General features: G+C 59.5%; 21 protein-coding genes, 1 tRNA gene and 1 other RNA gene. 14 read left to right on the forward strand and 9 right to left on the reverse strand.

The window, feature by feature from the left end; genetic code table 11:
* The 4 genes from QE435_RS14640 to QE435_RS14655 all read right to left on the reverse strand — a co-directional run bounded on the left by QE435_RS14640 (position 1) and on the right by QE435_RS14655 (position 3,828).
* Entirely contained in the window at positions 1 to 1,512 is a 1,512-nt protein-coding gene (locus QE435_RS14640) for an ABC transporter ATP-binding protein (protein ID WP_309772174.1), read from the reverse strand.
* A gap of 76 nt (positions 1,513 to 1,588) precedes the next feature.
* Positions 1,589 to 2,581 (reverse strand): BMP family ABC transporter substrate-binding protein, encoded by a 993-nt coding sequence (locus QE435_RS14645; protein WP_306930514.1) that lies wholly within the window; start codon positions 2,579 to 2,581, stop codon positions 1,589 to 1,591.
* A gap of 214 nt (positions 2,582 to 2,795) precedes the next feature.
* Entirely contained in the window at positions 2,796 to 3,446 is a 651-nt protein-coding gene (msrA, locus tag QE435_RS14650) for a peptide-methionine (S)-S-oxide reductase MsrA (RefSeq protein ID WP_349041818.1), read from the reverse strand.
* A 64-nt stretch (positions 3,447 to 3,510) separates the two neighbouring features.
* Positions 3,511 to 3,828, reverse strand: coding sequence for a hypothetical protein (locus QE435_RS14655; RefSeq protein ID WP_306930518.1), 318 nt, complete (start codon positions 3,826 to 3,828; stop codon positions 3,511 to 3,513).
* 222 nt (positions 3,829 to 4,050) lie between these two features.
* On the opposite strand from QE435_RS14655, the gene QE435_RS14660 reads away from it, so the two are divergent.
* The 3 genes from QE435_RS14660 (at position 4,051) to QE435_RS14670 (ending at position 8,790) form a co-directional block, all read left to right on the forward strand.
* A tRNA-Ser gene (locus QE435_RS14660) sits at positions 4,051 to 4,140 on the forward strand.
* 244 nt (positions 4,141 to 4,384) lie between these two features.
* On the forward strand, positions 4,385 to 5,662 hold the full coding sequence (locus QE435_RS14665) for an efflux RND transporter periplasmic adaptor subunit (protein ID WP_349041819.1): 1,278 nt from the start codon (positions 4,385 to 4,387) through the stop codon (positions 5,660 to 5,662).
* Positions 5,659 to 8,790: an efflux RND transporter permease subunit gene (locus QE435_RS14670; RefSeq protein ID WP_349041820.1), complete on the forward strand. Its 3,132-nt coding sequence runs from the start codon at positions 5,659 to 5,661 to the stop codon at positions 8,788 to 8,790. Before QE435_RS14665 ends, QE435_RS14670 begins: the two co-directional genes overlap by 4 nt.
* 113 nt (positions 8,791 to 8,903) lie before the next feature.
* Here QE435_RS14670 and QE435_RS14675 read toward each other — a convergent pair whose 3' ends face one another.
* On the reverse strand, positions 8,904 to 9,488 hold the full coding sequence (locus QE435_RS14675) for a cytochrome c family protein (RefSeq protein WP_306930524.1): 585 nt from the start codon (positions 9,486 to 9,488) through the stop codon (positions 8,904 to 8,906).
* Positions 9,489 to 9,639: 151 nt separating this feature from the next.
* Between QE435_RS14675 and QE435_RS14680 the strand changes: the two genes are divergently transcribed.
* Positions 9,640 to 10,395 (forward strand): 3-deoxy-manno-octulosonate cytidylyltransferase, encoded by a 756-nt coding sequence (locus QE435_RS14680; protein ID WP_349041821.1) that lies wholly within the window; start codon positions 9,640 to 9,642, stop codon positions 10,393 to 10,395.
* A gap of 10 nt (positions 10,396 to 10,405) precedes the next feature.
* Entirely contained in the window at positions 10,406 to 11,266 is an 861-nt protein-coding gene (locus QE435_RS14685) for a prephenate dehydratase (protein WP_306930529.1), read from the forward strand.
* Positions 11,267 to 11,301: 35 nt separating this feature from the next.
* Here the strand turns inward: QE435_RS14685 and nudC are convergent, their stop codons facing one another.
* Together nudC and QE435_RS14695 are read right to left on the reverse strand one after the other, a co-directional pair.
* On the reverse strand, positions 11,302 to 12,270 hold the full coding sequence (gene nudC, locus QE435_RS14690) for an NAD(+) diphosphatase (RefSeq protein WP_349041822.1): 969 nt from the start codon (positions 12,268 to 12,270) through the stop codon (positions 11,302 to 11,304).
* Positions 12,270 to 12,674, reverse strand: a complete 405-nt coding sequence (locus QE435_RS14695) for an HIT family protein (RefSeq protein ID WP_349041823.1) — start codon at positions 12,672 to 12,674, stop codon at positions 12,270 to 12,272. Before QE435_RS14695 ends, nudC begins: the two co-directional genes overlap by 1 nt.
* A gap of 132 nt (positions 12,675 to 12,806) precedes the next feature.
* Between QE435_RS14695 and ffs the strand changes: the two genes are divergently transcribed.
* The 3 genes from ffs (at position 12,807) to QE435_RS14710 (ending at position 15,259) form a co-directional block, all read left to right on the forward strand.
* An RNA gene (gene ffs, locus QE435_RS14700) (signal recognition particle sRNA small type) lies at positions 12,807 to 12,903 on the forward strand.
* A gap of 77 nt (positions 12,904 to 12,980) precedes the next feature.
* Positions 12,981 to 14,861, forward strand: a complete 1,881-nt coding sequence (locus tag QE435_RS14705; RefSeq protein WP_349041824.1) for a DNA polymerase III subunit gamma/tau — start codon at positions 12,981 to 12,983, stop codon at positions 14,859 to 14,861.
* A gap of 74 nt (positions 14,862 to 14,935) precedes the next feature.
* Positions 14,936 to 15,259 (forward strand): YbaB/EbfC family nucleoid-associated protein, encoded by a 324-nt coding sequence (locus QE435_RS14710; protein ID WP_113259791.1) that lies wholly within the window; start codon positions 14,936 to 14,938, stop codon positions 15,257 to 15,259.
* A 38-nt stretch (positions 15,260 to 15,297) separates the two neighbouring features.
* Here the strand turns inward: QE435_RS14710 and QE435_RS14715 are convergent, their stop codons facing one another.
* Complete coding sequence (locus QE435_RS14715; protein ID WP_349041825.1) at positions 15,298 to 15,909, reverse strand: MOSC domain-containing protein; 612 nt, start codon at positions 15,907 to 15,909, stop codon at positions 15,298 to 15,300.
* 58 nt (positions 15,910 to 15,967) lie between these two features.
* On the opposite strand from QE435_RS14715, the gene recR reads away from it, so the two are divergent.
* Both recR and QE435_RS14725 read left to right on the forward strand, forming a co-directional pair.
* A complete protein-coding gene (gene recR / locus QE435_RS14720) occupies positions 15,968 to 16,573 on the forward strand; it encodes a recombination mediator RecR (RefSeq protein WP_309772185.1) in 606 nt (201 codons plus the stop codon).
* A gap of 90 nt (positions 16,574 to 16,663) precedes the next feature.
* Positions 16,664 to 17,863: a lytic murein transglycosylase gene (locus QE435_RS14725; RefSeq protein ID WP_349042868.1), complete on the forward strand. Its 1,200-nt coding sequence runs from the start codon at positions 16,664 to 16,666 to the stop codon at positions 17,861 to 17,863.
* 31 nt (positions 17,864 to 17,894) lie between these two features.
* On the opposite strand, the gene QE435_RS14730 is transcribed toward QE435_RS14725, so the two are convergent.
* Complete coding sequence (locus QE435_RS14730) at positions 17,895 to 19,523, reverse strand: MFS transporter (RefSeq protein WP_349041826.1); 1,629 nt, start codon at positions 19,521 to 19,523, stop codon at positions 17,895 to 17,897.
* A 286-nt stretch (positions 19,524 to 19,809) separates the two neighbouring features.
* On the opposite strand from QE435_RS14730, the gene rimP reads away from it, so the two are divergent.
* From rimP to infB, 4 genes are all read left to right on the forward strand, one after another.
* A complete protein-coding gene (gene rimP / locus QE435_RS14735) occupies positions 19,810 to 20,394 on the forward strand; it encodes a ribosome maturation factor RimP (RefSeq protein ID WP_309772187.1) in 585 nt (194 codons plus the stop codon).
* A 63-nt stretch (positions 20,395 to 20,457) separates the two neighbouring features.
* Entirely contained in the window at positions 20,458 to 22,062 is a 1,605-nt protein-coding gene (gene nusA, locus QE435_RS14740) for a transcription termination factor NusA (RefSeq protein WP_062427183.1), read from the forward strand.
* A complete protein-coding gene (locus tag QE435_RS14745; protein WP_309772188.1) occupies positions 22,059 to 22,751 on the forward strand; it encodes an RNA-binding protein in 693 nt (230 codons plus the stop codon). The genes nusA and QE435_RS14745 overlap by 4 nt, the downstream gene beginning before the upstream one ends.
* A gap of 101 nt (positions 22,752 to 22,852) precedes the next feature.
* A complete protein-coding gene (gene infB, locus QE435_RS14750; RefSeq protein WP_349041827.1) occupies positions 22,853 to 25,588 on the forward strand; it encodes a translation initiation factor IF-2 in 2,736 nt (911 codons plus the stop codon).
* Positions 25,589 to 25,620 lie beyond the last annotated feature (32 nt).

The raw sequence follows: 25,620 nt of genomic DNA on the forward strand, positions 1-25,620 counted from the left end.
TTATGCGGCAATGCCGGCCATCATCAGGCCCAGCGTCTGTTCTTCGGCTTCCGCCGTCTTTTCTCCAACCACCCGACCCGCGAACATCACCAGAATGCGGTCCGAGAGCGAGCGGATTTCATCCAGTTCAACGGAGACCAGCAGAATAGCCTTGCCCGCATCCCGCATTTCGATGATGCGGCGATGAATGAATTCGATCGCACCGATATCGACACCGCGGGTTGGCTGGCCGATGATCAGCATGCTCGGATCGCGCTCGATCTCGCGCGCAACGACGATCTTCTGCTGGTTGCCACCGGAGAAATTGGCGGTCTTCAACCGGGCATTCGGTGGGCGGATGTCGTATTTCTCGATTTTCTCGGCAGCGTCCTTGCGGATTGCTTCCGGATCGAGGAACGGACCTTTTCCGTAACGCTCGTCCCGATGATAGCCGAGAATGGAGTTCTCATACTCTTCGAATTTCAAAACCAGGCCCATATGGTGCCGGTCTTCCGGGATGTGCGCCAGACCGAGCTGGCGCAAGATGGCCGGGTCGACCTTGTCCACCTGCTTGCCATTGATCAGGATTTCGCCGGAATGGGGTTTGCGGATACCGGCAATGGCTTCCAGAAGTTCGGACTGACCGTTTCCGGCAACCCCCGCCATGCCGACGATTTCGCCTGCGCGCACATCGAAGGACACATTGTCCACCATGGTCACGCCACGGCTGTCCTTCACCGTCAGGTTGCGAACCGAGAAGAGAACCTCGCCCGGCTTGGCTTCGCCTTTTTCCACCCGCAGTAGAACGCGGCGACCGACCATCAGCTCGGCCAATTCCTCGACCGTCGTCTCGGAGGTCTTGCGCGTCGCCACCATCTCGCCGCGGCGCATGACGGATACCTCGTCGGTGATCGCCATGATTTCGCGCAGCTTGTGGGTGATGAGGATGACCGTCTTGCCCTGGTCGCGCAACACGCTCAGAATCTTGAACAGGTGATCGGCTTCGGCAGGCGTCAAAACGCCGGTCGGCTCGTCGAGGATCAGGATTTCCGCGCCGCGATACATGGCCTTCAAGATTTCCACGCGCTGCTGCAGTCCGACCGGCAGATCCTCGATGATCGCATCCGGGTTGACCTCGAGGCCATACTCATCCTCAAGGCGCTTCAGTTCCTTGCGGGTGGCCGCCGTGCCCTTGGCCAGAAGCGCGCCGCCCTCAGCGCCGAGCATAACATTTTCCAGCACGGAAAAATTCTCGACCAGCATGAAGTGCTGATGCACCATGCCGATCCCGGCGTCGATGGCCGCCTGGCTGTCCTTGATGGCAACGGGCTTGCCATTGACGCGGATTTCACCGGCATCGGCCTGGTAGAACCCGTAAAGGATCGACATCAATGTCGACTTGCCGGCACCATTTTCCCCGATGATGCCGTGGATCGTCCCCTTGGTGACGGTCAGATTGATATTTTTATTGGCGTGAACGGCACCGAACGACTTGTCGATACCCACGAGCTCGATTGCAGGGTTCATACTCAAACCAAAACCTCTCCGAAGGCTGGATATGAAAAGGGCGCAAGATGAAAAACATCATGCGCCCCAGTCAAATATCATATCATTTCGGGCAGGAATTATCCGACATGTAGTCGTGAACCTTGACGGCGCCGGAGATGATGTCGGCCTTTGCCTTGTCAGCCGCAGCTGCCATTTCAGGCGTGATCAGAGCCTTGTTGTTGTCGTCGACAGCGTAACCGACGCCATCTTCCTTGACGCCGAGCGCGTTGATGCCTGCGGTGAACTTGTCGTCCTTGACGTCCTTGAACGCGTTATAGACGGCGAGATCGACGCGCTTGACCATCGAGGTCAGAACGGAGCCCGGATGCAGATGGTTCTGGTTGGAGTCGACTCCGATCGAGTACTTCTTGTTGTCGGCTGCCGTCTGAAGCACGCCGAGACCCGTCGCACCGGCTGCCGCGTAGATCACGTCCGCGCCCTGGTCGATCTGGTTCTTGGTCAGCTCACCGCCGCGCACGGGGTCGTTCCAGGCAGCACCGGTCGTGCCGGTCATGTTCTGGAAGACTTCGATCTTGTCATTGGCAGCCTTGGCGCCCTGGGCGTAACCGCATGCGAACTTGCGGATCAGCGGAATGTCCATGCCGCCGATGAAGCCGACCTTGCCGGTCTTGGAAGCCATGCCGGCAAGAAGACCGACGAGGTAAGAGCCTTCTTCTTCCTTGTAGACGACCGAGCGCACATTCGGCAGGTCAACGACGGAATCGACGATCACGAACTTGGTATCGGGAAATTCTTTGGCCACTTTCTCCATGGCGGAGGACCAGGCAAAGGACACTGCAACCACCGGATTGAAGCCGCGGCTTGCGAAGTTTCGGATCGCCTGTTCACCCTGCGTGTCGCTGGTGGGCTCGAAATCGCGGAACTCGATACCAGTCTCGGTCTTGAACTTCTCAGCGCCCGTTGCAGCAGCTTCGTTGAACGACTTGTCGAACTTGCCGCCGGTTCCGTAGACCAGTGCAGGCTTGATGTCCGCAGCCAAAGCGGAAGCCGACATCGCAGCAAGCGCGAAAAGCGTCAGAAGGGATTTTTTCATTTTGCAGCCCTGTTGTTGCAGTTTAATTTTATAAAAAGGGTCCTCCCGCAAGCCCGTTAAACCGGACATGTTCTGCGGAAAAGCCAGCCTTATGGCTGTGCGTGAGGATTATCCTTGCACGGCTGCGAGAAAAATTCATCCGTTTTTTTTGCTCGGTGGAAAACCTGCTTTCTGATTGTTTTTTAATCTCTTCTACCGGGCAATTGCCATGCAACTAGGCAATATTGCAGGTCACTCCGGTACCCCTCAACCCGCAATAGCCACCCGGGTTCTTGGCAAGATATTGCTGGTGGTAGTCCTCGGCATAATAGAAGATATGGAGCGGCTCGATCTCGGTTGTGATCTTTGGACGATGACCGGCTGATGCCAATGCATGCTGGAATGCGTCGCGGGCCGCTTTTGCTTCGGCAAGCTGCTCGTCATTCGTCGTATAGATTACCGATCGATAGGTCGTGCCGACATCGTTACCCTGTCGCATACCCTGTGTCGGGTCATGTTCTTCAAAGAAGATTTTCAGCAGTTGAGCCAACGTGACCTGGGATGGGTCGTAGACGACCTTGACCACCTCGGCATGGCCGGTCAGCCCTGTCGTGGTTTCCTGGTAGTGCGGGTTGCGGGTAATTCCACCGGAATAACCGACGGCGGTGACGTAGACGCCAGGCGTCTTCCAGAACAACCGTTCGGCACCCCAGAAGCAGCCCATTCCGAGATAGATCGTCTCAAGGCCTTCGGGGTAGGGTCCCTTCAAACTTCTGCCATTGACGAAATGGTGTTCCGGCACAGTCACCGCCTCATCGCGTCCGGGGATCGCTGTCTCGGCGGTCGGCATCACTGTCTTCTTTGAAAGAGTATCGAATCCAAACATTGCAGTCTCCCTGCGGCGATCGGCGCCGCGCTCCGCTCTCATGCAGTGTGGGATGCTGGTATCGTCAGGCCGCAAAACGGCCGAGCGGTTTTGGCTTCCGATATCCTGCCATCCAGAAAAGCAGGGAAAGACCAAGAAGTACCGCGAAGGCAGGGACAGCATTCAAGCCGTTTTCGATCCAGCGCCACGCTTCCGGGTGGATATAGTGTGCCGTCACGCTTTCTGCCATGGCAAGCGAGGAAGGAAAAACTTCCGCCCAGCCTTCGCGAAAGCTCAGGAGATCGACGGAGGATGTGGAGACCGAGCGGATGGAATCGAAGACGCCGACAGCGATTGCGCAGAGAAGAAGCAGAAGACTGAAAAACCGGAACAACGCTTTCATGGCAGGACTCTCCGGCAATTTTTAAAATGGGATAGCCGCCCAAGGCGACGTTCTTCTGGTTCTGGATAAAGTCGAAGGACACGCTTTGCAATCTTCTCATGAACAGGCTTTTCACAGACATTTTAAAAAACTGTCAGAATCGGGTTGATCGCCGCGAATTCATCGGTATATATCGCGCCGTTCCAGTGATTTGCATTTCCCAAACATGCAGATTGTAAAGAAGGACAGGTGGCCGAGTGGTTTAAGGCGCACGCCTGGAACGCGTGTGTGCGTGAAAGCGTACCGTGGGTTCGAATCCCACCCTGTCCGCCATTTCGCGCCGAGAATTTCCCATCATTTACACAGCCTTACGAAAGCATACTGCTTTGCAGCGCTGTTCCGATCGCGGTCTTGACCCATTTCAAAACAATGATCTGGTGTTCTCCCCAAAATTAAAGTTTGTCCATATTACCAAAACTTAAGGTGATTTTGACGCGGGAAGGATGTTTCCTGATCCCGCAAGGTCTCAACGGTACGGTGGTGTGTCGCGGCCTTCTCTCCAAGTCGGATCGCCCGCATGAAAAAACTCTGGATACTCGTCAGCATCCTCGTTGTCGTCGCTGTGGCCGCTTGGCCGTTTCGTGACTCCATCCCCTATGTGAAATCGCTGCCATTCATCGCGTCGCATGAGCAAGCGACGCGTGTGGCTTCTAGCACAGATGGAAAGAGCGCCGACAGCCAAGGAAGCGGCGGGCGTGATCATGCCAAGGGGCAAGGTGGCGGTCGTCGCAATGGCGGGCCGCCAGCTGTCTCCACCATAGCCGTCGAGGAAGCAACACTGCCAATGGATGTCCAGGCGACAGGCTGGGCCGTGGCCGCGGATTCCACCAATATCGCGCCGCGTCAGCAGGGTACGGTCTCTTCGATAGCGGCCACCAGCGGCCAGGAGGTCAAGGCGGGCGATCTCATCGTCAAGATGGACGATCGCTACGCGAGTGCCGCCGTTGCCAAGGACAAGGCCAACATCGCTGCCGATCAGGCCAATCTGGCGCAGGCTGAAGCGGCTTTCGACCGCGTGTCTGGGCTGGCCAAACAGAGTGTCGAATCCCAGCAGATGCTGGAACAGAGCCGCGCCACGCGCGATTCCGCTGCCGCCAAGATTGACGCCGACAAGGCGACATTGCAGTCCGATCAGGCAACTCTTCAGGACACTGAAATCCGTGCACCTTATAATGGCCGCCTTGGCATCATCACGATCAGCCCGGGCGCCTATCTCAGTGCAGGCGTGACGATTGTCAGCATCACCCGTTACGACCCGATCTTCATGCAGTTCAGGCTGCCGCAGCGCTATCTTCAGCAACTGCATGAGGGACTGAAAAGCGGCGCGACCGTCGATATCGATACGGTGGCAACCGGCGGCAGTCCCGTCGTCGGCAAGCTCGCGCTCTTCGATAACGCGGTCGATCAGGCATCGGGGACTGTGCTGGTCAAGGCAGAGTTCAAGAATGACAAAGGCCTCGTCTGGCCCGGCCAGTCTGCCAATGTTACCGTCCACTTCCAGTCCGACCAGAAGCAGATCGTCATTCCGACGGTGGCTTTGAGGGCCGGTGCAAATGGGTCCTTCGTATACACCGTGGATGACAATCATAAGGTTCATGTGACGCCCGTCGAGGTCGCCCGCTCCAACGGCGACATGACCGCGATTACCAGCGGTCTTTCGGTCGGCCAGAAAATCATCGTCGAGGGACAGTCGGAACTGACGGATGGCCAGACGGTGGTCGACACGCCGAAAGCTGCGCCCGACCAGATGAACAAAGTCGCCCAGAACGCTCCCGTCACGGAGAACGCCCAGTGATCGCGCGCTTTTGCATCAATCGGCCCGTCGCTACCATTCTTCTTGCGATCGGGCTGACGCTCGCTGGCTTTGCCGGCTACAGACTATTGCCCGTCGCCGCTTTGCCGAAGGTCGATTTCCCCACGATCAACGTCTCGGCCTCGCTCTCCGGCGCCTCGCCGGAAACCATGGCGACCTCGGTCACGACGCCGCTCGTCAAGCAGTTCGAGACCATCCCCGGCATCAGTGAAATCAGCGCCACCAACACGCTCGGAAATACCTCCATCGTAATCCAGTTCGATTTGAACCGGGATATCGATGCGGCGGCAGCGGACGTGCAGGCGGCCATTTCGCGCGCGCAGCGGCAATTGCCGAGCAACATGACGACGACGCCGAGCTATCGCAAAACCAACCCGGCAGATGCGCCTGTCCTGCTGCTTGCCGTCAACAGCAAGGAGATGCCGGCAAGCAAGGTGGACGATATTGCGGAAAATGTGATTTCGCCGCTGCTCTCCACCATTTCTGGCGTTGCACAGGTCAGCATCTACGGTGCCAAGACCTATGCGGTGCGCGTGGGCCTCGAGCCTTCATTGCTGCAAGCTCGCAATATCGGTGTCGATACGGTGACGACCGCGATCGCCCAGGCCAATAATCAGGTGCCAGTCGGCGCATTGCAAAACCGTAGCCAGCGCCTGACGATCGATGCTGATACGCAAAGAACCAATGCGGATGAGTTCAAGTCGCTCGTCATCGCGACCGCAAACGGCGCGCCGATCCATTTGGGGGATGTCGCCAATGTGCAGGATGGCGTGGACAATCCGGATGCGGGCAGCTGGTTCGATGGCGAACCGGCTATCATTCTCGCCGTCCAGCGCCAGTCGGACGCCAATACGGTCGATGTGGTGAAAGCCATCCAGGACAAGCTGCCGGCGCTTCGCGAGCAATTGCCACCCTCGATCAACATCCATGTCATGAACGACACGTCCGTTGCGATCAAGGATGCGGTGTCGGACGTTCAGTTCACATTGTTCCTGACGATCGCGCTCGTTGTCCTGGTCATCTATCTCTTTACCGGACACCTGACTGCCACGATCATTCCGGGCCTCGCCGTTCCGTTGTCATTGATCGCTGCTTTCGGCGCCATGTATGTGCTCGGCTACAGCATCGACAACATCTCGCTTTTGGGGCTGACGCTGTCGGTCGGTCTGGTGGTGGATGATGCGATCGTCATGCTGGAGAATATTCTCCGCCTGCATGAAGAGGGCCTTCCCATGCGCGAGGCGGCGCTCAAAGGTGCGGCCGAAGTGAGCTCCACCATTCTGTCGATGTCGATTTCGCTTGTTGCGGTCTTCATCCCCATTCTCCTGATGGGTGGCGTGGTCGGTCGTCTGTTCAACGAATTCGGCATGGTGGTGACGCTTGCGATCATGGCCTCGGTACTGGTGTCGCTGACGGTCACGCCAATGCTTGCCTCGCGCCTGTCGTCGCATTCGTCGAAGCCGCCTGCGATTATCCGCTGGTTCAATGCCGGTTTTGATCGCACGCTTGGCGTCTACGACCGCTCCGTCGGTTGGTGTCTGCGCCACCGCGCCATCGTTCTTCTATGCTTCCTGGGCTCTGTTGCCGCATCCGGCGTGCTGTTCTGGACCCTGCCGTCCAGTTTCTTCCCGCAGGAAGACATTGGCCAGCTGTCGGTCTCGACCCGGGCACGTGAGGATATTTCCTACACCGCCATGAGTGACCTGCAAAACCAGGTGGCGGCGGCAATCCGAGCCAATCCGGCGGTGCTGCATGTCACCTCCATCGTCGGCGGCAGTTCGCGCAGCCCGCTCAACAACGGCTCCATGTTCGTACAGTTGAAGCCGAAGGACAGCAGAGAGCCGCTATCGCAAACGCTGGCGGAACTGACCAAGGCGACGGCAAAGATTCCGGGCATCAGAACCTACATCACGCCGCAGCAGAGCCTGCGCTTTGGCGGCCGTAGCTCCGCATCGCAATATCAGCTCGTCGTACAGGGCTTAAGCGCCGATGCCACCAGCACATGGTCGGGCAAGCTGATGGACGAGATGCGCAAGGATCCGACATTCACATCCGTGACCTCCGATGCGCAGAACGGTGCGATTGCGGCGACCATCGTGGTCGATCCGGAAAAGGCCGCAGCCTATGGCATCACCAATGATCAGCTGCGCAAGACGCTGGAAATGTCTTTCGGTGGCTATGACGCGGCACAGATCCAATCGACCGGGAACAGCTACAATGTCATTGTGGAGTTCGATCGCTCCAAGCCGTGGACGGACGACTTCCTCCGCGACATCAATATTCTCTCCACCAAGACCAATACGCTGGTGCCGCTCTCCAACTTTGCTACGGTGGAGCGCAAGCCGGCACCCGTGACCATCAACCAGACGGGGCAGCTCGTCTCGACGACCATCTCCTTCAATCTGCCCGACGGCGTTTCGCTGAGTCAGGCGATGCAGCGGATCGATCAGATCAAGACACAGATCGATCTGCCTGCAGACGTCTTCACCACCTATGGCGGCACGGCGGCGATCTTCCAGCAGTCGCAGGGCAATACCGGACTGCTGATCTTGGCGGCGGTGCTGACCATTTATGTGGTGCTGGGCGTTCTCTATGAGAGCTTCATCCACCCGCTCACCATTCTGTCGGGCCTGCCGGCCGCCGCTTTTGGCGCGCTTTTGGCGCTGGAGATCATGGGCATGGATTTCTCCATCATCGCCCTGATCGGGCTGCTGATGCTGATCGGTATCGTCAAGAAGAACGCGATCATGATGATCGACGTTGCAGTCGACAATATGCGCAGCAAGGGAGAGCCGGCTGCGGTTGCCATTCACGAGGCCTGCGTGCGCCGTTTCCGTCCGATCATGATGACGACCTTCTGTGCGCTTCTGGGTGCGCTGCCGATCGCGCTCGGCTCTGGTGCGAGTTCCGAGCTTCGCCAGCCGCTCGGCATCGCCGTGGTTGGCGGGCTGCTCGTGTCGCAAGTGCTGACCCTTTTTATCACGCCGGTGATTTTCGTCGAGATGGAACGGGCTGGCAAAGGTCTTGGCAGGCTGTTCTCAAGGCGTCACGCAGTGGCGCATGAGGACAACACAGAGACGTCCGGAACGCCGAACAAGGCGGCGGCGTGATCACGTAAGACATTCGAGCAAAACTGTGCCCGGCTCTGCATCCGGAACCGCTTCAGGTTGTCAGAAGACACCAAAAAGCCCGGTCTCCCGGGCTTCTGCAAGATCCAGCGTGATCAGTTCGTGGGCATCGGTGCTGCCGGTGCGTTCGGATCCGGCAGCGGTGCCGGGCTGTCGGAAAGCGTGCGCAGATAGGCGATCAGATCGGCGCGCTCGGTTTCCTTCTTGATACCGGCAAAGCCCATTGCGGTGCCTGGAACATGCTTCTTCGGGGCTTCGATAAAGTAGCTGAGGTGATCGTAATCCCATTTCTCCGAGCCACCCTTGGAGAAGTCCTTCATGCCCGCGGAATAGCTGAAGCCTTCGTGGCTGGCGATCGGGCGGTTGACGACGCCGTAGAGGTTAGGGCCGACTTTATTGGGGCCGCCCTTGTCCCCGGTGTGACAGCTCGTACATTTCTTGAACACGGTTTCGCCCTTGGCGGCATCGGCGGTTGCAAGAAGCTTGGCAATCGGCGTTGCTGGTGCCTCGGCTGCTCCTCCCGCGGCCTCGCCTCCACCCGATGTCTCCGCAACGATCGTATAGCCTTCCTTTTCCGGGGCAGCGGAATGAAAAATCCCGTCCGACGCTATCGATACCGTCATAAGGACGAAGATCGTGCCAAGAAGGGCACCGACCGCCATGTTAACCCGTGAATTCATTGATTTGCGCTCCCTCACAACCGTTTGCTTGAAACGGGCATCTTGAAATTGCGTGAAAGCTATGGCTTTTGCACAGCCTGCGCAACTTGAATATGCTCTCCGCCCCCCGTGACGTATTGCCACTTTTCCGGCGGAATTTGAAGGGTGTCGGATGAATAATCGAAATTTCGAAAAAGCCATCGTGCTTATTCCTGCACGAATGGCCTCGACCCGCCTTCCGGGCAAACCTTTGGCCGACATTAACGGCAAGCCGATGATCGTTCAGGTTGCCATGCGCGCCCGCGAAGCAGGCGCCGAACGCATCGTTGTCGCGGTGGATGACGAGCGCGTTTTCGACGCGGTCACATCAGCCGGTTTCGATGTGATCATGACCCGTCACGATCACCAGTCCGGCTCCGACCGCATCTACGAAGCCTTGCAAAAGGCCGATCCGGAAGGCCGTGCCGAATTCGTCATCAATGTTCAAGGCGATCTTCCGACCATCGAGCCGGAAACGATTCGCGCCTCGCTGCTGCCGATGGACAATCCTGAGGTCGATATCGCCACCCTGACCGTGCCGATCACCGACGAGGACGAAAAGACCAATCCGAGCATCGTCAAGATCGTCGGCAGCCCGCTATCCGAAACCCGTCTTCGTGCGCTTTATTTCACGAGAGCAACGGCGCCTTATGGCAACGGTCCGCTTTACCATCACATCGGGCTTTACACCTATCGGCGTGCGGCGCTGGAGAAATTCGTATCGCTGAAGCCATCCGTGCTTGAGCTGCGCGAAAGCCTCGAACAGTTGCGCGCGCTGGAAGCGGGCATGCGCATCGATGCCGAGATCGTGCGCTCCGTGCCGCTCGGTGTCGACACGCCGCCTCAGCTTGAGACGGCCCGCAAAATCCTTGCCAACAAACAGAATTGATGATCGCACCATGACCAGCAGCAATCGCATTGCCTTTCAGGGCGACTACGGCGCAAATTCCGACATGGCCTGTCGCGATGTCTTTCCAGAGATGGACCCGCTGCCGTGCCCGACCTTCGAAGATGCGTTCAACGCGCTGGAAAATGGCGACGCCGATCTGGCGATGATCCCGATCGAAAACACGCTGGCCGGACGCGTGGCGGATATCCATCACCTGCTTCCGGAATCGCGCCTGCACATCATCGGCGAATATTTCATGCCGATCCGCTTCCAGCTGATGGTGCTGCCCGGTGTGCAGAAGGATGAGATCAAGACGGTCCACAGCCATATCCACGCGCTCGGCCAGTGCCGCAAGATCATTCGTTCCAACGGCTGGAAGGCGGTTGTTGCAGGCGATACCGCCGGCGCTGCAAAGCTGGTGTCGGAAAAGGGCGATCGCAGCATGGCAGCCCTTGCGCCCCGCTTGGCCTCGTCGCTTTACGGACTGGATATTCTTGCTGAGAATGTCGAGGACTCCGAAAACAACGTCACCCGCTTCGTCGTGTTGTCCCGTGATGAGCAGTGGGTCAAGCGGACGTCCGAGCAGGACGTGATCGTCACCACTTTCGTCTTCAACGTCCGCAATATTCCGGCAGCGCTCTACAAGGCCATGGGCGGCTTTGCCACCAACGGCATCAATATGACCAAGCTCGAAAGCTACCAGATCGGCGGCAAGTTCGTTGCGACGCAGTTTTACGCCGATATCGAAGGTCATCCTGAGGATGAGCCGGTCCGGCATGCGCTGGAAGAGCTGAAATTCTTCTCCGAGAAGGTCCGTATTCTCGGTGTCTATAAGGGCCACGCCATGCGCGGTAATTTCAACACCGTCTAACAGTCTGGCGATAATCGATGTTGGACGCGTGCAGCTTAAGCCGCCCCGTCCCACTCGATCCAGTCGCGCATCAGCCGATGGGCGATCGCGCCTTTCGGCGGCGGCAGCTGGCCATTGGCTCCCGTCATCTGCAGAAGTTCCGCCACTTCCTCACGGGTAAACCAGCGGCAATCTTCGAGTTCCGCGTCGTCACGGCTGATGTCGAAGGACAGCGCTTCGGCGAAACAGCCGATCATCAGCGTATGCGGCATCGGCCATGGCTGCGAGGCATGGTAGCGAACGCGCCCGACCTGAATAGCGGATTCTTCCCGCGTCTCGCGACGCACGGCGTTTTCGATCGTCTCGCCCGGCTCCACGAAGCCCGCAAGGCAGGAATACATGCCCGGCGGAAAATGCGCTCCGCGGCCGAGAAGGCAGAGGTCCCGCTCCAGATCGACGGTCAGCATGATGACGACGGGATCGGTGCGCGGAAAGATCGTATGGCCGCAGCCGGAACAGATACGCTTGTAGCCACCGATCCGAAGCTCCATCTGACCGCCGCAGCGACCGCAGAATTTGTTGTCGGCATTCCAGTTGACCAGGCTCACCGCCTGCGCGACTTCGCCCTGCAGTTCCTCGCCGACCAACTGGTCGCGGTAAAGGGTGCGCGCATCGGCCGCCTTGTAGTGGCTGGCAAGGGCCTCTTCGGCAATCTTGACCGGCACGGCAACACGCGGTTCGCCATTTTCCCTATAGCCCAGGAGAATGGCCTGATCGAAATCGGGGTCGAGCTCTGCCAGCTCGTAAGCCGCGAACAGAGGATCGAGAACCTGATCGTCATGCTTGAGGATGAGCTTGTTGCCGGCAAAGGCCAGAAGATGGGTGCCTTCAACCTTCAAGGCATCGGCCACGCAGGTCTCGTTGCGATTTTCGGCAAGGCGATCAAGATCGTTCTGTGCAAAGGCCGTCAGGGCGGAGGGTTCGGGATGTGGCGAGGTCGTATCGAAAATGCGATGTGAAGTCATCAGAGTGCGCCAGCCAGTTTCTTTATGAAATCCTGCTTATCCTGTTCCGCATAAGGGATTGGGGTTCCCTGCCCCCAGATCGGCCCAGGCCAGCAAGGGTCGCCCTCGTTTCGGGCAATGATATGCACGTGGAGTTGGCGGACGATATTGCCAAGCGCGCCGACATTGATTTTCACAGCACCCGTCAACTCGTTCAGCGCCGAAGCCACGAGGTTGGTCTCAAAGGTCAGCACGGCCTGATCGAGCGGCGTCAGGTCGAACAGCTCGCTGACATCATTGCGTTGCGGCACCAGCACCACCCAGGGCCAGCGGCAATCGTTCTGCAGCCGCAATTGGCAAAGGCCAAGCGTGGTAATCAGGACGCTGTCGCGCGCCAGTCTGTCGTCCAGGTGGAATGGGCCCAAGGCATCCTCCCTAAAATGGTCCGCGGTCTTGCGCCGCAGTTCGCGCTTAATAACGAACTGTTTTCACAGAGATAGCAGTTTTTTCAAGGCCTGACTTGCATTTGCTTCTATTATTGCCGATATGTGGCGCCGGGAGGTTGGTGGTGGACGAGCCACTCGCCAACCGGGTCAGGTCCGGAAGGAAGCAGCCCTAACGAGCCAGGCACGGGTCGCCGTGCCAGCCTCCCACCTTTCTTTTACGACACGCTCTGCTTCGCCGGGCCAGTTGAGCCTGAAGCGGGCCCCACTTCGAAAACTGGCGAGGCGATGAGCGACACCGGAACCAACATGCCCCAGACAAATGAGCAGGGTACTGGTTACCGGGTTTTGGCGCGTAAATACCGCCCCAAGGATTTCTCCGATCTGATGGTCGGGCAGGAGCCCATGGTTCGCACGCTGACCAACGCGTTCGAAACCGGTCGCATCGCCCAGGCCTATATGCTGACCGGTGTTCGCGGTGTGGGCAAGACCACCACAGCCCGCATCCTGGCGCGTGCACTGAATTACAAGACGCCTGAGATCGACAAGCCCACCATCGACCTGCGCATTCCAGGCGAGCATTGTCAGGCGATCATGGAAGGTCGCCATGTCGACGTGATCGAGATGGACGCCGCCTCGCATACGGGCATCGACGATATTCGCGAGATCATCGAGCAGGTGCGCTATCGCCCGGTCTCTGCGCGCTACAAAGTCTACATCATCGACGAAGTGCACATGCTCTCGACGCAGGCTTTCAATGGCCTGTTGAAGACGCTGGAAGAGCCGCCGGAGCATGTGAAGTTCATCTTCGCCACCACCGAAATCCGCAAGGTTCCGATCACCGTTCTCTCGCGCTGCCAGCGTTTCGATCTGCGCCGCATCAGCGCTGCCGACCTCGTCGGCTTGTTCACCGCCATCGCGTCCAAGGAAGGCTTCGAGGCCGACCCGCAGGCGCTTTCGATGATTGCGCGCGCAGCCGAAGGCTCTGCTCGTGACGGTCTCTCGCTGCTGGATCAGGCGATTGCCCATGGCAGCGGCCGCGTAGAGGCGGACGCTGTTCGCGGCATGCTCGGTCTTGCCGACCGCACCCGCATCGTCGATCTCTTCCAGCACATCATCAAGGGCGATGTCGCTGCTGCGCTCTCGGAATTTAATGCCCAGTACGAAGCCGGGGCAAATCCGGTGGTCGTGCTGAACGATCTGGCCGATTTCACCCATCTCGTCACCCGTATGAAATACGTGCCGGATGCCGCGGAAGATCCGTCATTGTCGGAAGTCGAGCGCCTTCGCGGTGCCGAATTTGCCGATAGTGTCGCCGTTTCGACCCTCTCGCGCATCTGGCAGATGCTGCTGAAGGGCATCCCTGAAACCGAGAACGCGTCCCGCCCTGCCGGTGCTGCCGAGATGGTGCTGATCCGTCTGTCGCACGCCGCCAATCTGCCTGCGCCGGAAGATGCGGCTCGCCGTCTGGAAGAACTTTCGAATGGCGCTGGCGCCGTGCCGAATGGCGGTCCCGCCGGTGGTGGTGGAAATGCCAATGGTAACGGTGGCGGCGCGCGCGCCTACGGCGCGACACAGGCTGTCGCCTCGGCGCAGACATCCCCACAGATGCAGTCGGCACCCCAGCCGACGGCCATGCTGCGCGCCGTGCCGGACAGCCGCCCGCAGGATATGCAGGTCGCAGCGCCTCGCACGGAGGAACGGCCGGAGCCCAAGGTGCCGGTCAAGTCGGTGCAGGACATTGCTGATCTGGCGCAAAAAAATCGCGATCCGGTCATGCGCGCCAAGGTTCGAAACTTCGTTCGTCTGGTAAAGATAGAGCCTGGCCGTCTCGACATGCGCCTTGGCGAAGGCGCGCCGGGCTCGCTTCCGGGCGAGCTTGGCGTGAAGCTCAAGGAATGGACGGGCATCCACTGGATTGTCAGCCTCAGCAAGGAAGAGGGCGAGCCGACGCTTGTCGAAGCGGAAGGCAATGCGCGTGACGCCCGTCTGGTCGATGCGCGCCAGGACCCGGATGTTGCGGCGATTCTCGCTCAGTTTCCCGGCGCGAAGATCACCGATGTGCGCATTCGCGCGCCGATCCAGGAAGAGATCGAAGAAACAGCGCCGCCTTCCGTTGCCGAATCCAGCGAAGGCGACATCCTTCCCGGTGACGATATCGAATTTTGAGAAAACGGCGGAGCTGAAGACCTCAGCCGTGTTCGGATTGTCCGCCCCAACAACAAAAAACAGGAGTTTCAGCCATGCGTGACATTATGGGCATGATGGGCAAGGTCAAGGAAATGCAGGCCAAGATGGAGAAGGTGCAGGAAGAAATTGCCGCACTCGAAGTCCATGGTGCCTCCGGCGGTGGTCTCGTCACCGTGACCCTCAATGGCAAGGGCGAAATGCGCGGCTTGAAGATCGATCCATCGCTCTTCAAGGAAGACGAGGTCGAAATCCTCGAAGATCTGATCGTCGCGGCCCATAAGGATGCCAAGGAAAAGGGCGAAGCCCAGGCGCAGGAAAAGATGGCAGGGCTGACCGCAGGCCTGCCGATCCCGCCCGGCATGAAGTTCCCGTTCTAAAACCTGCGTCGGCCTTTTGCGACGCTGGCCACGAGGACTTAGGCGATCATCTCGCGAAAGCGGCTGGCGAGGGGCGTGTCGAGAAATGCGGCGCGCTCTTCCTGCGTTAAGCGGTTGGGACGAAAACGCTGCAGGACGACCGGGATCGGAAGTTTCGTCCCGTCATAGGGTGTGAAGGTCACGCTCTCTCCGGCTTCCATCATGCCAGACCGGAGCACGCGGCAGTAAAATCCGGGATGGCCGGCATCGCGAAAGCGCCGGGCGAAATGCGGATCGCCGACCCGGGCTGTGAGTGTCGCGCAGGGAATGCGCGCGGCTGTGACTTCCAGCGTCACCTGTTGAAGCGCGAGCCGATCTCCAACGCAAAGTGTCGCGCTATCGATACCTTCGATCACGAGGTTCTCGCCAAAAAATCCGGGCTCGATTACGTGGCCGCGGTCTTTCGACCAGAAATCAAGATCGCCGGAGCCCATGACATAGATCGCCTGGTCCGGCCCGCCGTGGTGCTTGCGATTACACACCGCGTCGCCAACGATGCCGAGCGCGTCCACCATCACAGGTCCGGTCAGTGCGTGTTTGAAGATGCCGGTCTTGGACGTCTTGCCGGGAAGCGATTGTGCTTCGGCGCGGCAGATTGCCTGAACTTTCATGAGATGCCTTTTGCCCTTACCGATTCCCGTTCAACGATTAATGCAGTAGAAACGCTCCATGGCAAAACGAGTCACCGGTCCTGAAATCGAAAAACTGATCCAGCTTCTGGCAAAGGTGCCGGGGCTTGGTCCCCGCTCTGCGCGCCGCGCGGCGCTGCACCTCATCAAGAAGAAGGAGCAGTTGCTCGGTCCGCTTGGGCATGCCATGGGCGAAGCCTATGACAAGGTCAAGATCTGCTCCTGCTGCGGCAATGTCGATACGATCGATCCCTGCACCGTCTGCTCCGATGTGCAGCGCGACCAGTCCGTCATCATCGTGGTCGAAGACGTGTCCGATCTCTGGGCGCTGGAGCGGGCAGGGGCGATGAACACGGCCTATCACGTGCTGGGCGGTACGCTTTCCCCACTGGATGGCGTTGGCCCAGAGGATTTGAACATCAAGGGCCTGATCGACCGGGTGAGTGTCGGTGGTATTCGCGAGTTGATCATCGCCGTCAATGCCACCGTAGAAGGCCAGGCGACGGCCCACTACATCACCGACCGGCTGACCGACCTCGGCGTCAAGATCACCCGCCTTGCCCACGGCGTGCCGGTGGGTGGCGAGCTTGATTACCTCGACGAAGGCACGCTGACCGCAGCGCTGCGCGCCCGCACGGCGATTTAAATAGCATGATATAAAGGAGACCGAATGCGCGCTCACACCATCGGCCTTGCACTTGCCGCCGCCGTTTCTCTTCTCTCGTCAGACTTCGCGATGGCGCAAACGGTCCCCACGGGTGCAGCCGCTGCGAAATATGATGCAGAGTTCAACGCCTGGCTGAAGCGGGAAATCTGGCCGGAAGCTAGAAAGGCTGGCGTATCGCAAAAGACGCTCGAAGCCGCGCTGACCGGCTTGACGATCAACTGGAAACTTCCCGACGTATTGGTGCCGGGCCAGAAGCCGCCGAAGGAGCAAGCGCAGAGCCAGGCAGAGTTTTCGTCTCCCGGCGCATACTTCTCCGAACAGCGTTTGCAGGGTCTGGCGGCCACAGGCCGATCCCTTGCCGCCACCCATGCGGCGACGCTGAAGCGCATCGAAGCAACCTATGGCGTACCGGGTAACATTGTCGTGGCGATCTGGGGTCGCGAATCCGGCTTCGGCCGCGCGAAGCTGCCCAATTCCGTGATCGATGTGCTGGCGACGAAGGCCTATGCCTCCACTCGTAAGGAAATGTTCCGCGCCGAACTGATCGATGCGCTGAAGATCGCCGAAAGCGGCGACGTGCCGCCCTCGCGGATGATGGGCTCATGGGCGGGGGCGCTGGGTCAGCCGCAATTCATGCCGTCGAGCTACCTGAAATATGCTGTCGATTTCGATGGCGACGGTCATCGCGACATCTGGAATTCGGTCCCCGACGCTCTGGCATCCATCGCCAACTATCTATCGAAGCGCGGCTGGCAGAGAGATCGCGACTGGGGCTTTGAGGTTTCCATACCAGACAATGTCTCCTGCGCGCAGGAAGGCCCGGATCTGGCAAAGCCGGTGTCGGAATGGGCCAAGATGGGCATTACCCGCGTCTCGGGAAAAGGCTTCCCCGCCAACGACTTAAGCGCTGACGGCATGATGCTGGTGCCTGCCGGTCGCCACGGCCCGGAATTTGTCGTGACGCCGAATTTCTACGTCATCAAGGAATATAACAACTCCGATCTCTATGCCCTCTTCATTGGCAATCTCGCCGACCGCATCGCCTATGGCGCGGGTCCCTTCAAAGCGGAATGGGGCAATGTCGGCTCCATGCTGCGCTCCGACGTGCTCGCCATGCAAAAGGCGCTGGTCGCCAAAGGCTACGATGTCGGCAAGGCGGATGGGCTGGCTGGCTTCAAGACCCGCCGTTCATTGGGCGACTGGCAGGCCAAGAACGGTCTGAAGCCCACTTGCTTTCCTGACGCGTCGCTGAGGTCAAAACTGAAATAAGCGCAACATTGGACTGGACTGCTCGATCCGCTCAGTGTGGTTCGATGTGGGCTTTGTGGAAAATATCGTCCTGCGGCGGAATGGCCTGTCGTTCGATCATGCGGTGGACACGCGGGCGGGTTTTGCCCTTATGCAGCGTCAAAATCCGGTCCCAGCTTTCGGCGTCCGCCTGGGTCCGCCGGTGATTGTGGCGGACATATTCGACCCATGTCGGCACGTGATAGATTTCCGTCCAGACATCCGGGTTTTCCAGATCCCGCATCAGGCTCCAGTTGCGCGCGCCATCGCGAATGCGGATACGACGGCGCTCGGCCATGATCGCCATGAATTCCGGCAGATCGACATCGTCGATCTCGTAATCCACCATGATCGCGATCGGGCCGCTGCGTGGCTTCACGTCCAGTCGCAAGGGCGGTTCGACGAAGCGGTTCAGCGGATCGAGGTTGAGCGACGCAAAGGCCGGCATGGTCAGCTTGAAGCCGACGACGACGCCGAGCAGCATCAGCACGCAGGAACAGAGAAGCGAGAAAGTCAGTCCATGATCTTCCGCAAGCGACCCCCACAGCCAGCTACCAAGCGCAATGCCGCCGAAGGTCAGTGTCTGGTAAAGCGAGAGTGCGCGTCCCACCACCCAGCGTGGGGTGGAGAGCTGCACGATCGTGTTGAAGAGCGATAGCGCCAGAACCCAGCTTGCCCCCGATATCGTCAGAAACAGGCTGGTGATAATGGCATTGGTGCTGATGGCCGTCACGCCAGCGCTCAGCGCAAAGCCGAGGAATGCGACGCGCACGATCCATTCGCTGCTCAGCATCTCGCGAAGCCTTGCGCTGATCAGCGCCCCGCCGATGGCACCGACGCCAAAGGCGCCGAGCATGATACCGTAGGTCAGCGGGCCACCTTCGACGAGATCGCGCGCCACGAGCGGCATGAGTGCGAGAATGGCACTCGCCGAAAGGCCAAAGAGAAAGCCGCGCACCAGCACCTTGCCGATATTAGGCGACATCGCCACATAGCGCATCCCGGCAGAAATCGCGGAGAGAAGCTGCTCACGCGGCAGGGTCGAATTGTTCTTCGGCGGCTGCCATTTGAACAGCGCATAGATCAGCGTGAAGTAGCTGAGCGCGTTGACGAGGAAGGCTGCGGCAGCACCCGCCGCCGCAACGATCACACCGCCGATGGCGGGGCCGACGCTGCGGGTGATGTTGAAGCCGACACTGTTGAGCGTCACCGCCGCCGGCAGGTCCTCGCGTGGCACCATTTCACCGACCGATGCCTGCCACGAAGGGTTGTTGAGGGCCGTGCCGCAGCCGATCATGAAGGTGAAGAACAGAAGCAGCCATGGAGTCAGAAGATTGGCCCATGCGAAGACGGTCAGCAGGATCGAGGCGATCAGCATCAGGAACTGCGCCGAAAGCATGATCCTGCGCCGGTCGAAGCTATCGGCGAGCGCGCCGGAGATCAGCGAGAACAGCATGATCGGCAGCGATGTGGAGGCCTGCACGAGTGCGATCATGTTTTCCGAGGTGGACAGCGCCGTCATCATCCATGCGGCGCCGACTGCCTGAATAAGCCCACCGAAGTTGGACGCGATGCTGGCGAACCAAATGCGTTTGTAGGTCGGGTGCCGAAGTGGCGCGAGTGGCGATTGACGGTCGGGCACGAGCGATCCAATTGATTTCAACTGCTGTTCTGGCAGCAGGCACTATAAAGGTCGGTGGCGGTGACACCACCCATTCGAACGCTGCAAAGGTAAAATTGTGGCAGAAAAAATCGAATATTCGGATTTGCGCCGCAAACCTTGCATTTCCGACCGGAAGGGTTTATATCCCCGTTCAAATTCTTGATCGTCTGATGAAGAGTGGGGTCCCCAAGGCCCCGCTCTTTTTCGTTAGGCGGATTGTCAAACCGGAGCAGATGTTCCGCGTAAAGAACACCGGAAGAGCATAATGGCAGCAGCCGAACCCAGACTGATAACCGAAACAGGCATCGATCAGCGGATCGCCGAGATCATTGAGCCGATTCTGACCGGAATGGGTTTCGTGCTTGTCAGGGTCCGGCTTTCCAGCCAGAATGGCTCGACGCTGCAGATCATGGCCGAGCGTGAAGACGGCACCATGACCGTGCAGGACTGCGAAGCCGTGTCCATGGCTATTTCGCCGGTTCTCGATGTGGAAGATCCCGTCGAAAAGGCGTATCATCTGGAAGTGTCCTCGCCCGGCATCGACCGTCCGATGGTTCGCAAGTCCGATTTTGTCCGGTGGCAGGGACATCTCGTCAAGGTCGAGACTTCGATCCTGGTGGATAATCGCAAGCGCTTCCGTGGCAAGATTGCGGAAGTCGATGCGGATAGCTTCAAGCTTGAGCGCGACCAGATCGGTTATGGCGAAGAGCCGGTTGTCACGATCCCGTTCAATACGCTGTCCGATGCCAAGCTGGTTTTGACCGATGACCTTATTCGTGACGCGCTGAAGGCGGACAAGCTGGCCAAGGCCGCTGCTGCTAACCAGAACGAAGAAGCAGACGAAGATTGATTTTTTGAGAGACCCTTCGGGGCTCTTTCCCAACGCAAACATGCGACTTACGGAGACAGAAAAATGGCAGTGAGTGCTAACCGGCTTGAGCTTCTGCAGATCGCCGATGCTGTGGCGCGCGAAAAGGTCATCGACCGCGAGATCGTGCTTGCCGCAATGGCCGATGCCATCCAGAAGGCCGCCCGTTCGCGTTACGGTTCCGAGACCAACATCCGCGCCGATATCAACTCCAAGACCGGCGAAATCCGCCTTCAGCGTCTTCTGGAAGTGGTGGACAAGGCCGAAGATTATTCGACCCAGATCCCGCTGGAACTGGCACGCGACCGTAACCCGGATGCAAAGCTCGGCGACTTCATTGCCGATCCGCTGCCGCCAATGGATTTCGGCCGTATCGCCGCACAGTCCGCCAAGCAGGTCATCGTTCAGAAGGTGCGTGAAGCCGAGCGTGATCGCCAGTTCGATGAGTTCAAGGATCGCATCGGCGAAATCATCAACGGTACGGTCAAGCGCGTCGAATATGGCAACGTCATCGTCGATCTCGGCCGCGGCGAAGGCATTATCCGTCGTGACGAGATGATCCCGCGCGAAAACCTGCGTTATGGCGATCGCGTCCGCGCTTATGTCTACGACGTTCGTCGCGAACAGCGCGGCCCGCAGATTTTCCTGTCGCGTACCCATCCGCAGTTCATGGTCAAGCTCTTCACCATGGAAGTGCCGGAAATCTACGACGGCATCATCCAGATCAAGTCGGTTGCCCGTGATCCGGGTTCGCGCGCCAAGATCGCCGTTATCTCCAATGACAGCTCGATCGATCCGGTCGGCGCCTGCGTCGGTATGCGCGGTTCGCGCGTTCAGGCCGTGGTCGGTGAGCTTCAGGGCGAAAAGATCGACATCATTCCGTGGAGCCAGGAGCCTGCAAGCTTCATCGTCAACGCGCTGCAGCCTGCGGAAGTGGCGAAGGTCGTTCTGGACGAAGAGTCCGAGCGTATCGAAGTGGTCGTTCCCGACGAGCAGCTGTCGCTTGCGATTGGTCGTCGCGGTCAGAACGTTCGCCTCGCTTCTCAGCTGACCGGCTGGGACATCGACATCATGACGGAGCAGGAAGAGTCCGAGCGCCGTCAGAAGGAATTCAACGAGCGCACCAACCTCTTCATGGAAGCGCTCGACGTCGACGAGATGGTCGGCCAGGTTCTGGCATCGGAAGGCTTCGCCCAGGTCGAAGAACTGGCCTATGTCGAGCTGGATGAAATCTCCTCTATCGACGGCTTCGATGAAGACACCGCCGTCGAAATCCAGACGCGCGCCAAGGAATATCTCGACCGCGTCGAAGCGGAAATGGATGCCAAGCGCAAGGAACTCGGCGTAGCCGATGAGCTGCGCCAGATCGACGGCCTGACATCGCAGATGATGGTGGCTCTCGGCGAAGACGGCATTAAGACGATCGAGGATTTTGCCGGCTGTGCGGCAGACGATCTCGTCGGCTGGACCGAGCGCAAGGATGGCGAGACCAAGAAGTTCGACGGCATCTTCTCCAAGCTCGACGTGTCGCGCGTCGAAGCCGAAAACATGGTGCTGCAGGCGCGCCTTCTGGCGGGCTGGATCACCGAGGAAGAACTGGCTGCTGAACAGCAGGCTGCCGAGGAGGCGGATACCGCCGTTGAGGAATGATTTCGCAAGCGCATGAACCGGACGCCGGATCCGACGAGGATCTGGCAGAAGGCAACGTCAATGGACGTATGTGCATTGTGACACGACAGAGCGGATCGCCAGATGAGCTGATCCGCTTCGTCGCAGGCCCGGACGGCACCATCGTGCCGGACCTGAAACGCCAATTGCCGGGGCGCGGTTGCTGGGTGACAGCCGACCGGGCCCTGGTGGAAAAGGCAATCGCGAAGAAGCTCTTTGCGCGCGCCTTGAAGACGGACGTCAAGGCTGGACCGGATCTTCTTGAGATGCTGGACCGGCTGATGGCGCAGCAAGTGACGGGCATGATGACCATGGCGCGCAAGGCGGGCCAGTTCATCAGCGGCGCAATGAAGGTCGATGCGGCCGTCCGTTCGGGACAGGCGCTGGCGGTCTTCCATGCCACCGATGCCGCCGCCGATGGCGTCCGCAAACTGGATCAGGCTCGCAAGGCCTGGGCACTCGGTACGGGTGCCGATGAAATACCGTCCTTCAAGCTCTTCACCGGGGCCGAAATGGACGAACGAATGGGCCAGAATGCTTTTATCCATGCCTGCGCGCTTGCGGGACAGGCGGGTGAGGGTGTAGTGAAGCGCGCAAAGATGCTCGAGCGATATCGCCATGGCGAAAAAGCTCTAGCGGACATTGGCGCTGCCCGGACGGAACGACAATGACGCGGTTATCGGACAACACCGGCCGCCGCGTTCGGATGCAGCTATTGAAAGACAGGGCCTGATGGTGTCATCCGGCTCTCGTCTGTAGGAACGGGAACGGAATGACCGATAACAACGACGACAAGACACTCAACGCACAACCCAAGAAGACTCTCACCCTCAAGCCGGGCGGGTTGAACCAGGGTACCGTGCGTCAGGACATGGGTCGTGGTCGCACCAACGCAGTCGTCGTGGAAACACGCAAGCGTCGCCCCATGCGTCCTGAAGACGAGAAGCAGGCTGGTGCACCAGCAGCACCGGTTGCCCAGCAGCCGCGCCCAGCAGCGCCGGCCGCACCGGCTCAGCCGCGCCCACAGCCGGCTCAGCCAGCACCTCGCGTCCACCAGACCCACAACCAGCAGCGTCCGCAGCCATCGGCTCAGCCGCGCCAACAGGATCGTCCGCGCGGCAATGTGCTGCACGATCTCTCGGCCGGTGAAATGGAAGCGCGCCGCCGCGCTCTGATGGAAGCTCAGGCGCGTGATGTCGTCGAAGCCAAGCAGCGCGCCGAAGACGAAGCCCGCCGCAAGGTGGAAGAAGAACGCCGCATTGCCGCTGAGAAGGAAGAAGCAGCCCGTCGCGCCGCCGAAGAAGCGGCCGCTGCGAAGGCTGCTGAAAATGAAGCGCCTGCAAGAGCAGAACAGCCTGAAGCGCGTCCGGCAACGACCGCCGCACAGCAGCCTGTGCGCCGTGACGTTCGTCCGCAGTCCACGCGTCCGTCGCCGGCAGCAGCCGCGCCTGCGCCTGCACCGGACATGCCCGGCCGTGGCGTTCCAGGCGCACGCCGCACCGAAAAGGATGACGAGGACGATCGTGGCGCACGCCGCACCGGCATGCCGATGCGTGGCAAGGCCCCGGTACCTGCACCCGCAAAGCCTGCTGCCCGCCTGAAGACGGAAGAAGAGCGTCGCCGCGGCAAGCTGACGGTTACCTCGAACCTTGACGAAGAAGGCGCACAGCGCGGCCGTTCGCTGGCTTCCATGCGCCGCCGTCAGGAAAAGTTCCGCCGCAGCCAGATGCAGGAAACCCGCGAGAAGATTTCCCGCGAAGTCATCCTGCCGGAGACCATCACCATTCAGGAACTGTCGCAGCGCATGTCAGAACGTGCGGTGGACGTCATCAAGTACCTGATGAAGGAAGGCCAGATGATGAAGCCGGGCGACGTCATCGACGCCGATCTGGCTGAACTGATTGCCGGCGAATTCGGCCACACCGTCAAGCGCGTGTCGGAATCCGATATTGAAGAAGGCATCTTCAATGTCGCCGACGTTGCTGGCGACATGGTTTCGCGTCCTCCGGTCGTCACCATCATGGGTCACGTCGACCACGGCAAGACCTCGCTGCTCGACGCCATCCGTCAGGCAAATGTGGTTGCTGGCGAAGCCGGCGGCATCACCCAGCACATCGGTGCCTATCAGGTTGAGCAGAACGGTCAGAAGATCACCTTCATCGACACCCCCGGCCACGCCGCCTTCACGGCCATGCGTGCCCGCGGTGCGCAGGCAACCGACATCGCCATCCTGGTGGTTGCGGCTGACGACAGCGTGATGCCGCAGACGATTGAATCGATCAACCACGCCAAGGCGGCCGGCGTGCCGATCATCGTGGCGATCAACAAGATCGACAAGCATGAGGCCAACCCTGAAAAGGTTCGCCAGCAGCTGCTTCAGCACGAAGTCTTCGTCGAATCCATGGGCGGTGAAGTCCTCGACGTGGAAGTCTCGGCCAAGAAGAAGCTCGGCCTCGACAAGCTGCTCGAAGCCATCCTGCTGCAGTCCGAAATTCTCGACCTGAAGGCGGACCCGACCCGTACGGCGGAAGGCACGGTTATCGAAGCCGAACTCGACCGTGGTCGTGGTGCGGTTGCGACCGTTCTCGTCCAGAAGGGTACGCTGAGGCCTGGCCAGATCATCGTTGCCGGTGATCAGTGGGGTCGTGTCCGTGCTCTCGTCAACGACAAGGGCGAACACGTCAAGGAAGCGGGTCCTGCCATGCCGGTCGAAATTCTCGGCCTGTCCGGCACGCCGTCTGCCGGTGACCGTTTCGCCGTCGTCGAAAGCGAAAGCCGCGCTCGCGAGATTTCCGAATATCGTCAGCGTCTTGCCCGTGACAAGGCCGTTGCTCGCCAGACCGGCCAGCGCGGTTCTCTCGAGCAGATGATGAGCCAGCTACAGACGTCCGGCATGAAGGAATTCCCGCTGGTCATCAAGGCCGACGTGCAGGGCTCCGTCGAAGCGATTATCGCATCGCTCGAAAAGCTCGGCACCGACGAAGTGCGCGCGCGCATCGTCCATTCGGGCGCTGGTGCGATCACGGAATCGGATGTGTCTCTCGCAGAAGCCTCCAACGCTGCGATCATCGGCTTCAACGTTCGTGCCAATGCCCAGGCGCGTACGGCCTCTGAGCGTGCCGGCATCGAGATCCGCTACTACAACATCATCTACGATCTGGTGGATGACGTGAAGGCAGCCATGTCCGGTCTTCTGTCGCCGGAACGTCGCGAGACCTTCCTCGGCAATGCCGAGATCCTCGAAGTCTTCAACATCACCAAGGTCGGCAAGGTCGCCGGTTGCCGTGTCGTCGAAGGCAAGGTGGAGCGTGGTGCAGGCGTTCGTCTGGTTCGCGACAACGTCGTCATCCACGAAGGCAAGCTCAAGACGCTCAAGCGCTTCAAGGACGAAGTCAGCGAAGTGCCGGTCGGCCAGGAATGCGGTATGGCCTTCGAGAACTACGAAGACATTCGCGCTGGCGACACGATCGAGTGCTTCCGCGTCGAGCATATTACCAGAACGCTCTAAGCGCTCTGCCTGACTATAGAACTTTAAGAGCG

This window comes from Agrobacterium sp. SORGH_AS 787, from assembly GCF_030819035.1.
GTDB classification, from domain to species: Bacteria; Pseudomonadota; Alphaproteobacteria; order Rhizobiales; family Rhizobiaceae; genus Agrobacterium; species Agrobacterium larrymoorei_B.

What these genes read in the sequence shown, in the direction of transcription:
- QE435_RS14645 (WP_306930514.1), bottom strand. Translation starts at nt 2,581, where the DNA reads ATGAAAAAATCCCTTCTGACGCTTTTCGCGCTTGCTGCGATGTCGGCT.
- msrA (WP_349041818.1), bottom strand. Translation starts at nt 3,446, where the DNA reads ATGTTTGGATTCGATACTCTTTCAAAGAAGACAGTGATGCCGACCGCC.
- QE435_RS14655 (WP_306930518.1), bottom strand. Translation starts at nt 3,828, where the DNA reads ATGAAAGCGTTGTTCCGGTTTTTCAGTCTTCTGCTTCTTCTCTGCGCA.
- QE435_RS14665 (WP_349041819.1), top strand. Translation starts at nt 4,385, where the DNA reads ATGAAAAAACTCTGGATACTCGTCAGCATCCTCGTTGTCGTCGCTGTG.
- QE435_RS14675 (WP_306930524.1), bottom strand. Translation starts at nt 9,488, where the DNA reads ATGAATTCACGGGTTAACATGGCGGTCGGTGCCCTTCTTGGCACGATC.
- QE435_RS14680 (WP_349041821.1), top strand. Translation starts at nt 9,640, where the DNA reads ATGAATAATCGAAATTTCGAAAAAGCCATCGTGCTTATTCCTGCACGA.
- QE435_RS14685 (WP_306930529.1), top strand. Translation starts at nt 10,406, where the DNA reads ATGACCAGCAGCAATCGCATTGCCTTTCAGGGCGACTACGGCGCAAAT.
- nudC (WP_349041822.1), bottom strand. Translation starts at nt 12,270, where the DNA reads ATGACTTCACATCGCATTTTCGATACGACCTCGCCACATCCCGAACCC.
- QE435_RS14705 (WP_349041824.1), top strand. Translation starts at nt 12,981, where the DNA reads ATGAGCGACACCGGAACCAACATGCCCCAGACAAATGAGCAGGGTACT.
- QE435_RS14710 (WP_113259791.1), top strand. Translation starts at nt 14,936, where the DNA reads ATGCGTGACATTATGGGCATGATGGGCAAGGTCAAGGAAATGCAGGCC.
- QE435_RS14715 (WP_349041825.1), bottom strand. Translation starts at nt 15,909, where the DNA reads ATGAAAGTTCAGGCAATCTGCCGCGCCGAAGCACAATCGCTTCCCGGC.
- recR (WP_309772185.1), top strand. Translation starts at nt 15,968, where the DNA reads ATGGCAAAACGAGTCACCGGTCCTGAAATCGAAAAACTGATCCAGCTT.
- QE435_RS14725 (WP_349042868.1), top strand. Translation starts at nt 16,664, where the DNA reads ATGGCGCAAACGGTCCCCACGGGTGCAGCCGCTGCGAAATATGATGCA.
- rimP (WP_309772187.1), top strand. Translation starts at nt 19,810, where the DNA reads ATGGCAGCAGCCGAACCCAGACTGATAACCGAAACAGGCATCGATCAG.
- nusA (WP_062427183.1), top strand. Translation starts at nt 20,458, where the DNA reads ATGGCAGTGAGTGCTAACCGGCTTGAGCTTCTGCAGATCGCCGATGCT.
- QE435_RS14745 (WP_309772188.1), top strand. Translation starts at nt 22,059, where the DNA reads ATGATTTCGCAAGCGCATGAACCGGACGCCGGATCCGACGAGGATCTG.
- infB (WP_349041827.1), top strand. Translation starts at nt 22,853, where the DNA reads ATGACCGATAACAACGACGACAAGACACTCAACGCACAACCCAAGAAG.